14 protein-coding genes are annotated in these 12,159 nt (G+C 57.1%); 13 read left to right on the top strand and 1 reads right to left on the bottom strand.

Annotated features, from left to right (window positions below; all coding sequences use genetic code 11):
* Positions 1 to 5 precede the first annotated feature (5 nt).
* Genes U738_RS15290 through U738_RS15280 form a run of 3 tightly spaced genes read left to right on the top strand, consistent with a single transcriptional unit; the run spans position 6 to position 2,408 of the window.
* A complete protein-coding gene (locus tag U738_RS15290) occupies positions 6 to 716 on the top strand; it encodes a DUF484 family protein (RefSeq protein WP_035582051.1) in 711 nt (236 codons plus the stop codon).
* Positions 709 to 1,653, top strand: coding sequence for a tyrosine recombinase XerC (locus U738_RS15285; RefSeq protein ID WP_035582048.1), 945 nt, complete (start codon positions 709 to 711; stop codon positions 1,651 to 1,653). Before U738_RS15290 ends, U738_RS15285 begins: the two co-directional genes overlap by 8 nt.
* The gene (locus tag U738_RS15280; protein ID WP_035582046.1) at positions 1,650 to 2,408 is read left to right on the top strand and encodes an HAD family hydrolase; all 759 of its coding nucleotides are present in this window, start codon (positions 1,650 to 1,652) and stop codon (positions 2,406 to 2,408) included. The genes U738_RS15285 and U738_RS15280 overlap by 4 nt, the downstream gene beginning before the upstream one ends.
* On the opposite strand, the gene yihA is transcribed toward U738_RS15280, so the two are convergent.
* Positions 2,381 to 3,019: a ribosome biogenesis GTP-binding protein YihA/YsxC gene (gene yihA / locus U738_RS15275; protein WP_035582043.1), complete on the bottom strand. Its 639-nt coding sequence runs from the start codon at positions 3,017 to 3,019 to the stop codon at positions 2,381 to 2,383. The genes U738_RS15280 and yihA overlap by 28 nt on opposite strands.
* 342 nt (positions 3,020 to 3,361) lie before the next feature.
* On the opposite strand from yihA, the gene U738_RS15270 reads away from it, so the two are divergent.
* The 10 genes from U738_RS15270 (at position 3,362) to dtd (ending at position 12,159) form a co-directional block, all read left to right on the top strand.
* Positions 3,362 to 3,991 (top strand): c-type cytochrome, encoded by a 630-nt coding sequence (locus U738_RS15270; protein WP_035582041.1) that lies wholly within the window; start codon positions 3,362 to 3,364, stop codon positions 3,989 to 3,991.
* Positions 3,992 to 4,194: 203 nt separating this feature from the next.
* Positions 4,195 to 4,827 carry a thiol:disulfide interchange protein DsbA/DsbL gene (locus U738_RS15265; RefSeq protein ID WP_035583663.1) on the top strand — a complete coding sequence of 211 codons (633 nt, stop codon included), beginning with the start codon at positions 4,195 to 4,197 and terminating at the stop codon, positions 4,825 to 4,827.
* A 2-nt stretch (positions 4,828 to 4,829) separates the two neighbouring features.
* The gene (locus U738_RS15260; protein ID WP_035582039.1) at positions 4,830 to 5,666 is read left to right on the top strand and encodes an endonuclease/exonuclease/phosphatase family protein; all 837 of its coding nucleotides are present in this window, start codon (positions 4,830 to 4,832) and stop codon (positions 5,664 to 5,666) included.
* 103 nt (positions 5,667 to 5,769) lie between these two features.
* Positions 5,770 to 6,330, top strand: coding sequence for a TRAP transporter small permease subunit (locus tag U738_RS15255; RefSeq protein WP_035582037.1), 561 nt, complete (start codon positions 5,770 to 5,772; stop codon positions 6,328 to 6,330).
* Positions 6,330 to 7,736 (top strand): TRAP transporter large permease, encoded by a 1,407-nt coding sequence (locus U738_RS15250; RefSeq protein WP_035582035.1) that lies wholly within the window; start codon positions 6,330 to 6,332, stop codon positions 7,734 to 7,736. Before U738_RS15255 ends, U738_RS15250 begins: the two co-directional genes overlap by 1 nt.
* A gap of 169 nt (positions 7,737 to 7,905) precedes the next feature.
* Complete coding sequence (locus U738_RS15245) at positions 7,906 to 9,018, top strand: TRAP transporter substrate-binding protein (protein WP_035582033.1); 1,113 nt, start codon at positions 7,906 to 7,908, stop codon at positions 9,016 to 9,018.
* A gap of 151 nt (positions 9,019 to 9,169) precedes the next feature.
* Positions 9,170 to 10,000 (top strand): bifunctional hydroxymethylpyrimidine kinase/phosphomethylpyrimidine kinase, encoded by an 831-nt coding sequence (gene thiD, locus U738_RS15240; RefSeq protein ID WP_035582031.1) that lies wholly within the window; start codon positions 9,170 to 9,172, stop codon positions 9,998 to 10,000.
* A gap of 127 nt (positions 10,001 to 10,127) precedes the next feature.
* Positions 10,128 to 10,973 (top strand): universal stress protein, encoded by an 846-nt coding sequence (locus U738_RS15235; protein ID WP_035582029.1) that lies wholly within the window; start codon positions 10,128 to 10,130, stop codon positions 10,971 to 10,973.
* 103 nt (positions 10,974 to 11,076) lie between these two features.
* Complete coding sequence (locus U738_RS15230) at positions 11,077 to 11,661, top strand: chalcone isomerase family protein (RefSeq protein WP_035582027.1); 585 nt, start codon at positions 11,077 to 11,079, stop codon at positions 11,659 to 11,661.
* 60 nt (positions 11,662 to 11,721) lie between these two features.
* Entirely contained in the window at positions 11,722 to 12,159 is a 438-nt protein-coding gene (dtd, locus tag U738_RS15225; RefSeq protein WP_035582024.1) for a D-aminoacyl-tRNA deacylase, read from the top strand.

The raw sequence follows: 12,159 nt of genomic DNA, 5'->3' as shown, positions 1-12,159 counted from the left end.
CGGCGATGTCTCAAGCCCCCGAACCCCGCAAAACGCTCGATCCTGATCAAGTGGCGTTCTGGCTGGCGCGTCATCCCGATTTTTTCGTCGGCCGCGAAGGACTGCTCCAGCAACTGCAGGTGCCCCACCCGCATATCGACGGGGCGGTGTCATTGCTCGAGCGCTTGGTGCTAGACCTGCGCAAGCGCGCTGAAACCGCTGAAGGCCGCCTGGAGCACCTGCTGGAGACCGCCCGCCATAACGAGTCCCAGTACCGCCGGCTGCGCGAAACGCTAATCGCGCTGGTGGAAGCGCAAGACCGCGATGCGCTGGCGCAAGCATTGGCCACCCAGTTGAGCGAACGCTTTGAAACCCCTGCCATGGCGCTGTGGTGTCCGGCCACGTTAAGCGATAGTGAGCCGACGCCGCCCCAGCCGCCCCGGCATGTGCTGGATCAGTACGCCAGCACACGGCTGTCGGCGCTGTTAGATGGCCGCACCAGCCGCTGCGTGAAACTTAGCGTCAGCGACTGGAAGTGCCTGCTACCCCATGTCAAAGCGCCCCGCAAAGCGGGCTCCTGCGCTATTTCGCGCCTCTCGGCGGGCGACCCCTTAGGCTATTTGCTGCTAGCCAGCCCCAGCCCTGACGCTTACCGGGCCAGTATGGATACGCTATTTACCGAGTACTTGGGTGATATCGTCGCGCGCTTGCTGGTGCGCCTGGGCGATCATGGCTGAACCCTTCTTGGCGGAATCGGCCTTAGCCCAGCGCGTTGAGGCATTTTTGAGCGCCTTGGCGAGCCACGCAAGCCCGGCCACCGTTGAGGCTTACCGGCATGATTTGGCGGCGCTCTGTGCCTTTACCCAGCGCCGCGAGGTGACGGATCCGGCGGCGTTAGATACCGCGCTCCTGCGGGCGTTTTTGGGCTCGGAGCGCAGCCGTGGCTTGGCGCCTAGAAGCTTGGCCAGGCGTCGGGCGGCCCTCTCACGCTTTGCCGATTACTTGGTCAAGCAGGGTGTGCTGGTGGATAACCCGGTGGGTTTACTGCGCACCCCCAAGCAGCCCAGCCACCTGCCGCGCCCGGTGGATGTCGACGCCCTGGCGCGCTTTCTTGATACTCCCCATGACGGTTCACCCCTGGGCGTGCGGGATCAGGCGATTCTTGAACTGTTTTACTCCAGCGGCTTGCGCTTGGCGGAGCTGGCGGCGCTTGATTTGGGCGATTTACAAAACAGCCGGGTAAGGGTGATCGGCAAAGGCGGCAAGCCGCGTCAGGTGCCGGTAGGGCGCCGTGCCCAGCAAGCGCTGGCCGAGTGGCTGGGGTGTCGCTCCGCGCTCGCACCCATTAATGAGCAGGCGCTATTTGTAGGGCAGCGTGGTACGCGCTTGGGCCATCGCGCCATCCAAAAGCGCTTAGCCCAGCTGTCGCTTGCCCGGGGCCTGCCTGAACATTTGCATCCCCACCGTTTACGCCACTCCTTTGCCAGCCACCTGTTGGAATCAAGCCAGGATCTGCGCGCCGTGCAGGAGTTGCTGGGGCACGCCAATCTGTCGACCACGCAAATCTACACCCGGCTTGACTGGCAGCATCTGGCCACCAGCTACGATGCCGCGCACCCCCGGGCCAAGCGAAGCCCCGACGACCGTACGAAAAGCCCCAGGAGCACACCATGACGATGCTGAAGGCGATTACCTTTGATTTGGATGACACGCTTTGGGATAACCACGGGGTGATGGCGCGTACCGAAGAGGGGCACTATCGCTGGCTGTTAGAAGCCCTTGAAGCATGGCGAGCGGCACGCCAGGAGCCTACCTTTGGGTTGTCCTACGAGGGCGGCGGGCTAGATTACCTTCAGCGTCGCCAACAGTTAGCCAAACAAGTGCCAGAACGGCGCGGTGACTTCACCTGGCTGCGTTTGCGTGCCCTGGAGGCGCAGCTAGAAGCCGAAGGCCTGCCCCGCAGTGCAGCGATGATGTGGGCGGCAGCGGCGATGAATGAGTTTCACCGTCTGCGCGTGCAGGTAACCCCCCACCCGGAAGCGGCCGGTTTGCTGGCTGCCTTGGCGGAGCGCTATCAGTTGGCGGCGATCACCAACGGCAATATTCATCTTCAACGTCAGCCGCTGGCCAGCTACTTTCCAGTGGCCATTGCCGCGGGGGAGTTGCTGGCGCCCAAGCCGGACCCCACGCCGTTTCTCACCGCGCTCTCGCGCTTAAACGTGGCCCCTGAATGCGCCATGCACGTGGGTGACTCTTGGCAGGAGGACGTGTTGCCCGCCCAGCAGTTGGGCATGCACGCGGTATGGGTTTCCGCGACGGAGGATCATGCGCTACCACAGCGGGTGCACCGCATCGCGCATATTAAAGAGCTGCCCAGGGTGCTAGAGAAGTTAGAACTGCTTTATTCAGGCGGTGTATACAGCCACTGATTGAGCTTCTGTGACAGCGTATCGACACCGTCGCGCTTGAGTGAAGAGAACAGCTGAACGGAGACCAGATCTTCCCACTCCTTTAACCGCGAGCGTACTGTTTGCAACGCCGCGCTGGCAGGCCCTTTTTTCAGCTTGTCGGCTTTGGTGAGCAAAATATGCACCGGCATTCCGCGCTGGTCGGCATAGTCGAGCATCATTTGGTCGAACTCGGTGAGCGGGTGGCGCACGTCCATTAGCAGTACTAAGCCGCGCAGACTAAAACGATTGCGCAGGTACTCGGCAAGGTGCTTTTGCCACTCTAGTTTGACCGCCTCAGGTACCTTGGCGTAGCCGTAGCCCGGCAGGTCGACCAAACGCCGCGCCTCGTCGTTCATAACGCTGAAAAAGTTGATCAGTTGGGTGCGCCCTGGCGTGCGCGAGGTGCGCGCTAACGCATTTTGTTGCGTTAAGGCGTTGATAGCACTTGATTTGCCCGCGTTCGAGCGACCGGCAAAGGCTACTTCTGCGCCGGTATCATCCGGGCACAGGGCCAGGGTAGGGGCGCTGATAAGAAAACTTGCCGTCGGGTAGTTCAGCCGAGGGACTGGGCTATCATGGGGGGTAGTCATGGAGTTGATCCTGAAAAACGAACATAAAAAACGGCCTACTCTGCGCACTATCACCTCTTTATCGCCTCACCATCAGGTAAAGTAGAGCGCATGATAGCGACTCATGATAGAGAATTGAGAGCAGTACCGCGACGAATTACCCCTAAAGCAGTCCAGCACTTGCATTCCCGCCGCTGGGGTGATTCGTTATAATGCAAGCGGTTTATATCTGCGACCTGGGGCGCTAGTGTACCATTGAGATACGTTGTTGGTATTGGCGGAGCTAACCCTGGTAACTTGTGAAACCTGGGAAGCGCCCAGGGTGCGTACCAGTCAAACATAAAACGGCATAGTGGAATAGCAATGAGAAAGTTACTGGCAAGCCTAGCAATTACCATGGGCGCCGTTGGCACCGCCCACGCTCAAACGGACTACCAAGCCGATGCAGACGCATCCGCTGGCCAGGAAATGGCCCAAACCTGCGCCGCCTGCCATGGGCAGCAGGGCATTAGTCCATCGGGCGCTTTTCCTAACCTAGCGGGCCAGCAGATGTCCTATCTGGCGAAACAGATTATGGATATCCGCGACGGCAACCGGGTGGTTGCTCAAATGGCTGGCCAGGTGGATGACTATTCTGACCAAGACGCCTGGGATGTGGCGGCCCACTTTGCCCGCCAGGACGCCAACCTGGGGCAAACCAGCGACGAAGACGCTGAATTACTGGCTCGCGGTGAAGAGCTGTACCGCGCTGGCGATATGTCTAAAGGCATCCCCGCCTGTGCTGCCTGCCACACGCCAACGGGCGTTGGTATCGGTAGCGCCGTATACCCGGGCCTTTCTGGTCAGCACGCCGAGTACACGGTTTCAACGCTGCAGGATTTCGCGGCAGGCGAGCGTAATAACAGCCCCAACAACATTATGGGCGACATCGCTTCAAAAATGAGCGACAACGATATGGAAGCAGTGGCTAACTATGTGTTGGGTTTAAACTAAGTGTTGGGCTTGAACTAACATTTTAACCCCTAGCGTTTAAAACCACACATAGACAGCCTAAATACTTCCTTATGCCGTTTGCGGGTTCTCACTAGGCAACGTTCTTGGCAACGTTTGCTAGCTGAGGGAACCCGCTAATGTATCCACGGTCTCACTTTTCGCTTACCCATGGAGAAGCTTTTACAATGTCTAAAACGCGAGCGATGTTTAAAACGGTAATGGTCGCACTGGCCGGTTTGGGGCTTTCTGCGGCAGTGAGTGCCCAGGAAGTGGTGGAAGGTCAGCACTATGAGGTGCTTGAATCGCCAGTAGAAACACAGGTTGACGACGGGCAAATTGAAGTCACAGAAATATTTTGGTTTGGCTGCCCGCACTGCTACCGCCTGCAAACGCCGATTAACGAGTGGTACGAGACCCTGGACGATGACGTTAGTGTCGTCAAAATGCCTGCCACCATGGGCGGGGATTGGAATACCCACGCTACAGCATTCTATGCAGCTGAGTCGCTGGGCATCGAAGAGGAGTTACACGCTGACTTCTTTAACGCCATCCATCAGGAAAATCAGTCGCTCACAGAGCCCGATGAGATTGCAGCTTTCTTTGCCAACTACGGCGTCAGCGAAGAAGAAGCTAAGCAAGCGCTGACTGACTTTAGTGTGCGCAGCGAAGTGAATGATGCCAATAACCGTATGCGCAAAATGAAGTTAATGGGTGTGCCTGCCCTGGTGATTGATGGTCGTTTTCTGGTGACGCCGAGCTCAGCGGGTAGCCTTGAAAACATGCCGAAAATCGCTGAAGCGTTGGTTGAGCAGGTGCGTGAAGAGCGCGCAGAATAATCGTGTTACGCGAAGCCAGAGAGCGTGATGAGGCAGCGTTAAGCGGCACTTGCACGAGGTTGTTGGAAGATGGGCATCTGCGTTTGCTAACCTTTAATTTGCAGGTTGGCATCCAGACCTCGGCGTACCATCACTACCTCACTCGTAGCTGGCAGCACCTACTGCCTCACCCACGTCGCCAGAAGCGGCTGGATGTAATGGGTGAAGTGCTAAGCCAGTTTGACGTGGTGGGGCTGCAAGAGGTCGATGGTGGCAGTTTTCGCTCAAGCCGCGTCAACCAAGTGGAGTATCTCGCTGCCAAAGCGGGATTTCCCCACCACGTTCAGCAGCTCAACCGCAATCTGGGGCGTATTGCTCAACACAGTAACGGTTTGCTCTCGCGTTTGGTGCCTAGCCAAGTAGAAGAGCACCGTCTGCCAGGTGCCATGCCAGGCCGCGGCGCGATTCACGCACGCTTTGGTGAAGGGCCGGATGCGCTGCATATATTTGTTGCCCATTTAGCGCTTAGTCATCGTGGTCGGGTGCGTCAGCTCAACTATTTAAGCGAGATTATTCAGCCGCTGCGCCATGTGGTGGTCATGGGGGATCTCAACTGCACCCCTGACCAGTTGCATGCCCATGAGCGTTTCAGTGCGTCGCTACCGCTGCATCCGGTTAAACCCCTACTCAGCTACCCCTCCTGGCAGCCGCGCCATGCACTGGATCATATCCTGTTGTCGCAATCATTGGAGGTCGCCGAAGTGCGGGTGTTAGACCACCTGTTTTCGGATCACCTGCCCATCGCCGTTGATCTACCCCTCCCAGAAGCCTGTTTGGCGGCTATTCGTTCAAGCGTTTAAGAATTAGCTTGTCTTGCCGTGAGAGGGCGCTGCATTGTCCGCGTATATGCGCTATTGTCTGGGGCGCTGATTCCCCCTTAGCCGTTTTACGCGAGACACTTCCATGTCGGATACAACACAACTACCCGCCTTTATAGGTGCGCTGGACCGCGCTTCAGAGTGGTTCGGGCGTACCCTTGCGTGGCTGATCATCATTATGATGTTGATTCAGTTCGCGATTGTACTGCTTCGTTATGCCTTCAGTGTGAACAGCATTTTTATGCAAGAGCTCGTGATGTATATGCACGCCAGCGTGTTTATGCTGGCGGCCGCCTATACCTTTCGCCACGACGGCCATGTGCGGGTGGATATCTTCTACCGAGGCATGACCCCGCGCCGCCAAGCGTTAATCAATGTGGTGGGTATTATCACGCTATTGATTCCAGTGATGCTCTTTATCATTGCTTCCAGCCTGGGCTACGTTGTCAACTCCTGGCGTATTCTGGAAACCTCCCCTGATTACGGCGGTATTCCGGCCGTCTATGCACTGAAAACCTTAATACCGCTGTTTGCCGTGCTGATGATCGTGCAAGGCGTGATTGAGCTTGTGCGCAATGGCTACGTGATGGCCGGGCGGATAGTGCCTTCTGCTGCCGGTGGCAATCATCTTGAGGAGCGTGTTTGATGCTGGAATTTATGCCGATTATTTTATTTGCCGTTATCTGTATTGTGTTGATGTTCGGCTTTCCCGTGGCGCTCTCGCTGGCGGGCACGGCGCTGCTGTTTGCTGGAATGGGGCTGGGTCTGGAAGCCATCGGTATCGACGCCAACTTTGATAGTGGCTATCTCGCCGCCTTGCCCAATCGGCTCTACGGCATAATGACCAACCAAACGCTGTTGGCGGTACCGCTGTTTGTGTTGATGGGCGTGTTGCTGGAAAAATCCAAAGTGGCTGAGACGCTGCTGGACGCCATGGCCCTGCTGTTTGGCGCTATGCGCGGTGGGTTGGGTATTTCGGTGACGCTGGTGGGTATGTTGATGGCGGCCTCAACCGGTATTGTGGGGGCCACCGTGGTCACCATGGGGCTGATGTCGCTGCCGACGATGCTCAAGCGTGGCTATAGCACATCGTTGGCCACCGGCACCATTTGCGCTACCGGCACCCTAGGCCAAATCATTCCCCCTTCCATTGCCCTGGTACTGCTGGGTGACGTGCTGTCATCGGCGTATCAGCAAGCGCAGCTGGATATGGGCATTTTTAGCCCTAAAACGGTTTCCGTGGGCGACCTGTTTATGGGCGCGCTAGTGCCTGGCTTGCTGCTGGTAGTGATGTATATGATTTACGTCGCCTTGGTGGCGTGGTTGCGCCCGCATATGGCGCCTGCTGCCGACCGTGAAGAGTTAATGGCCGAGCTTGGCCATACCTCAGGGATTGGCATGCTGCTGCTCAAAGGGCTCGTGCCCCCTGTGGTGTTGATTGTAGCGGTATTAGGCTCAATCTTAAGCGGTTTTGCCACGCCCACAGAGGCCTCTGCGGTAGGTGCCTTCGGTGCTCTGGTGTTGGCGCTGGCTTATCGTCAGCTCGACATGAAGACGCTGAAAGACGTGCTGCGCTCGACCACGCACGTGACCACCATGGTGTTTTTGATCCTGATTGGCGCGGCGCTGTTTTCGCTGGTGTTTCGTGCTTATGGCGGCGAACATATGGTCACCGAACTGTTCGAGGGTATGCCCGGCGGCGTGGTTGGCGCGACGCTCATTGTCATGCTGGTGATTTTCCTGCTCGGCTTTATTCTCGACTTTATCGAAATCACCTTTGTGGTGGTGCCGATTGTCGGCCCGATTCTGCTCGCCATGGGGCTCGACCCGATTTGGCTGGGCATTATGATCGCGATCAACCTACAAACCTCGTTCTTAACGCCACCGTTTGGCTTCGCGCTGTTCTACTTGCGCGGTGTGGCGCCGCCTTCTGTGTCCACGTCGGCGATTTACCGTGGGGTTATTCCGTTTATCCTGATGCAGCTGGGTATGTTGCTCATGCTGACGTTTTTCCCACAGTTGGCCACATGGCTGCCCGCGCAGTTTGGCTAATAAAGGGTTAGTTGAAAAACATCGCTGCTATCAACGTTAAGAAGTGGCAACCTAACTAAAAAGCAGTCAAGAGCCATTCATGGCCTGCAGCAAACCGCCTAGTGTTCTACGCTAGGCGGAGTATTCCCTACTCAATAATAGTAATAATAGAAAGTAAGAGGATTATGGTATGAAAGCCAAGACACTCCCCGTTGCCATCGCTATGGTGACCGCTCTCTCCGCCAGTTTGCTGGTGGTATCAAGCTTTGATAACCACGCCCAGGCTCAAGAGGAGGAGTTCCGTTGGAAAATGGTGACCTCCTGGCCGAAGAATTTCCCAGGGGTTGGCCAAGGCCCCGAGCGCCTGTCGCAGTTGGTCGATGAAATGTCAGATGGCCGCCTCACCATTGAGGTCTTTGGGGCTGGCCAATTGGTACCAGGGTTTGAGGTATTTGACGCCGTTTCCGATGGCACCGCTGAACTCGGCCACTCTGCCTCCTACTACTGGAAGGGCAAAGCCCCCGCTGCACAGTTCTTCGCCGCCGTGCCGTTTGGGATGAATGCTCAAGAGATGAATGCCTGGCTAAGCTATGGCGGCGGTATGGAGCTGTGGAACGAGCTTTACGATGACTTCGGCGTTGACGTAATGGTCGCCGGTGCCTCAGGCGTGCAGATGGGCGGTTGGTACAACAAAGAGATCAACTCCGTTGACGATCTGAACGGCCTGAAAATGCGCATGCCGGGCCTGGGCGGCGAAGTAATGAGCCGCATGGGTGTCGCCATTGTGAATATGCCCGGCGGTGAGATCTTTACCTCGCTGCAATCGGGCGCGATTGACGCAACCGAGTGGATTGGCCCCTATAATGACCTAGCATTCGGCCTGCATCAAGCCGCTGATTATTACTACTATCCTGGCTGGCACGAACCGACGGTCATGTTCGAGGCGATCGTTAACGAAGAAGCCTTCGCAGAGCTGCCCGCGGATCTGCAGGCGATCCTGCGTACTGCTATTAGCGACATTAACCAGAGCGTACTGGATGAGTACACCGCACGTAACAACGATGCGTTGGAAACTCTGGTCAACGAGCACGATGTTGAGCTACGCCGCATCCCCGACGACGTACTGGCCCAGGCCCGTGAGCACTCCCAGGATGTAGTCGCCGAGTTGGCGGAATCGAGCGAATTAGCCACGCGTATCTATGACTCCTATCAAGCGTTCCAGGAAAAAGTCGAGGATTACCACGCCATCTCCGAGCAGGCGTACTACAACGCCCGCAACCCGGAAGGTGACACTGCTCAATAGTTTGTCATGCTTGACGCACACGAACGCAATGGCCGCCTGCGGGCGGCTTTTGTGTGTCTGGTGTGTACGTTTTCAGCAGCATAAGGCGCTCAGCTTGGGTATCCTAGGCACACAGTAGCGTTTGTTGCCGATTTTGCCGTGAAGGAGCCCCATGTCTACCCATCCCCGTCTTCGCAATGTGCTTACCATCGCAGGTTCCGACCCTTCTGGCGGTGCTGGTCTGCAGGGCGATTTGAAAACCTTCTCAGCCCTTGGCGTTTTTGGCACCAACGTGATTACCGCGGTGATTGCCCAAAACACCTGCGGGGTGGCCTCGGTGTATCCTGTCGCTCCCCAGGCTATTCGCGAGCAGCTGGAACACCTGCTGGATGATGTAGCGATAGAGGCGGTCAAAATTGGCATGGTGGCCAGCCGCGAGGTTGCTGAGGTGATCGCCGACGTGCTGCGCCAGCGCAGGCCACGCTGGATTGTGCTCGACCCTGTGATGGTCGCTAAGAGCGGCGATATTCTGGTTGACGATGACGGCATTCGCGCCGTACGCGATATTCTCGTGCCGCTGGCCGATGTGATTACCCCTAATCTGCCGGAAGCCGCGGTGCTGCTCGACATGCCGTCGCCCACCAGTTTAGACGCCATGGAGGCGATGCTGCCGGGCTTAACGCAGTTGGGCGCTCCCTATGTGGTGTTGAAAGGCGGCCATTTGCGTGGGGCGACCTGCCCGGATTTGCTGGCAACCCCCAATGGCCATGAGTGGTTGCCCGCCTCGCGTATCGATACCGACAATTTGCACGGTACCGGCTGTGCGCTCTCTTCGGCGATTGCCGCCTGCCTAGCGAAGCTACCCGTAAATGCCGACACGGATGCCCCGGTAGCCGCCATCAGCGATGCCAAGCAGTGGCTGCATGCAGCGCTGGAGGCGAGCGTGCGCTTAAACGTGGGTAAAGGGCGCGGCCCGGTGCACCATTTTCACGCCTGGTGGTGATTGGGTGTAGTGCTTTAATCGATTTTGGTCATCGGTCGCTTGCGAGAAAGCGCATTGCACACCATGCTAAGGAGTGTTTGCTTAACGGCTTGTAAGGCTGGGCTGCTCAGCCGAGGAGCGTTTCGCCATGCCTCGTACGATCTTGTTTGCCACCGATCTTTCTGCTGACAATCGCGCTGCGTTTGCCCGGGCGTTACGCTTGGCCTACGCCCGAGGTGTTCAGCTGGACATACTGCACGTGTTGGATGCTTACCTGCCGCGGCGTGTTCTGCGTGATGTCGAAAGCGCGGTGGTAGAAGACATCACCACCATGTTGACGGATCTACGCGAAGACTACGCCCTAGAGGCGCCTAAAACGCTGATTCAGACCGTGACAGGCTCACCTCACGTTGAAATTGTCCGCGAAGCCCACGAGCGCAACGCCGAGCTGATTGTGCTGGGCATGCATCGCAAGCGTGGGCAAAAAGACCTGCTGGCGGGTACCACCGTCATGCGTGTGCTACGCAGTGCGCCTTGCCCGGTGGTGGTCTCTTCTCACCAGCCCACTCAGCCCTGGCAGCACATCCTGGTACCTATCGATTTTTCGCTGACGGCGCGACACACCCTGAAAGAGGCGCTGATTCGCTTTCCCGAAGCCACGCTCACCCTACTACACGCCTGGACACTGCCCGGCGAACGCGAATTGGGATCGCAGGCCTATTACGCCCACTGGCGGGAGCATGAGGTGCTGCGGCTGCGCGAGCAGTTGAATAACGAAATTGATAGCCTGATGGGAGAGCTTGAAGGCGTTCCCGATGTTGAATTAGTGCTAGAGCAAGGCGCGCCCTGCGACGTACTGCAGGCGTATCTGAAGCGCCACTCGCCTGATCTGGTGATGATCGGCAGCCGTGGACAACCCCATCACACCAGCCAGCTAACCGAGATGCTGCTATGTGAACCTCACTGCGATCTGATGCTCTGTCGAGCCTGGTAAGCGAGTGCTATTAGAAAAAGTGCTGTGCTGATAATAATAAATATTGTACGGAACCTTTATTTGGCGTATCGGTATGTATAGATATCTGCCATAAGGAGGTTCTATGTACACATGCTTATTGGGTGCTAGGCGCACCGTCCAGTTGTCATTGCTGTTAGCTGGCCTATTGCTCATGCCTTGGGTGATGGCCAGCAGCGTGACCGAAAAAGGCGAAGCATTTGAGCGCACAGTCGAGGAGCACGGCCAACGCTATCGCCTTATTGGGAGCGGCGTGTTTCGTTACATGATCTGGACGGCCTACGCCGGCGCCTATTATCAGCTTGAGGGAGAAACCCAGCCGCAACCGTTGGGCGACGTACCACGGCGCCTGGAGCTCGCTTATTTTCATGCCATCGACGCCCCCGACTTCGCTGAAGCCACCACAGAAACGCTGCAAAAGAGTCTTACCGCCTACGAGTTTTCCCAGTTGGAAGCAGACATTAACGCCTTTAATCAAAGCTATCAGGATGTCGAGCCGCAGGATCGCTATGTGCTGAGTTGGGACGGTGACACACTGCGCCTGGCACTCAACGGCGACACGCTATTTGAGGGTGGTAACGCAGATCTGGCCAGCGCCATGTTCGGCATTTGGCTAGGCGAGCGGCCGCTGGGTGAAGATTTTCGCGATGCGCTATTAGGGGGAAGTTAACTCAGGAAAAATTAACAGACGGTGGTTACAATGACCGTTTGTTAGTTCGGGAGAGGCTGAGTGAAGGCACTAATTCAGCGTGTGAGGCGCGCTAGCGTAGAGGTGGAAGGCGAGGTGATTGGCAGTATTGATCACGGGCTGCTGGCGCTGGTGGGCGTGGAGAAGCATGATAACGCCGCTGGTGTAGAAAAGCTGCTGCATAAACTGCTCCACTACCGGGTCTTCAGCGACGCCGAGGGCAAAATGAATCGCAACCTTCAGCAGGTGAACGGCGGTTTGCTGCTCGTTTCCCAGTTCACCCTGGCGGCAGATACCCACAAAGGGCTGCGCCCCAGTTTCTCCAGCGCTGCGCCACCAGCCAAAGGCGAAGAGCTGTTTGACTTGCTGGTTAGCCAAGCGAAAACTGCCTGGCCGCATGTTGCTACCGGAGAATTTGGCGCCGATATGCAGGTAGCGCTAATCAACGATGGCCCGGTAACGTTCTTGCTGGAAAGCTAG

Source organism: Halomonas sp. TG39a (assembly GCF_000744395.1).
GTDB lineage: Bacteria > Pseudomonadota > Gammaproteobacteria > Pseudomonadales > Halomonadaceae > Vreelandella > Vreelandella ventosae_B.
The sequence above is the reverse complement of the archived record's forward strand: the minus strand, read 5'-3'. Positions and strand labels throughout refer to the sequence as shown.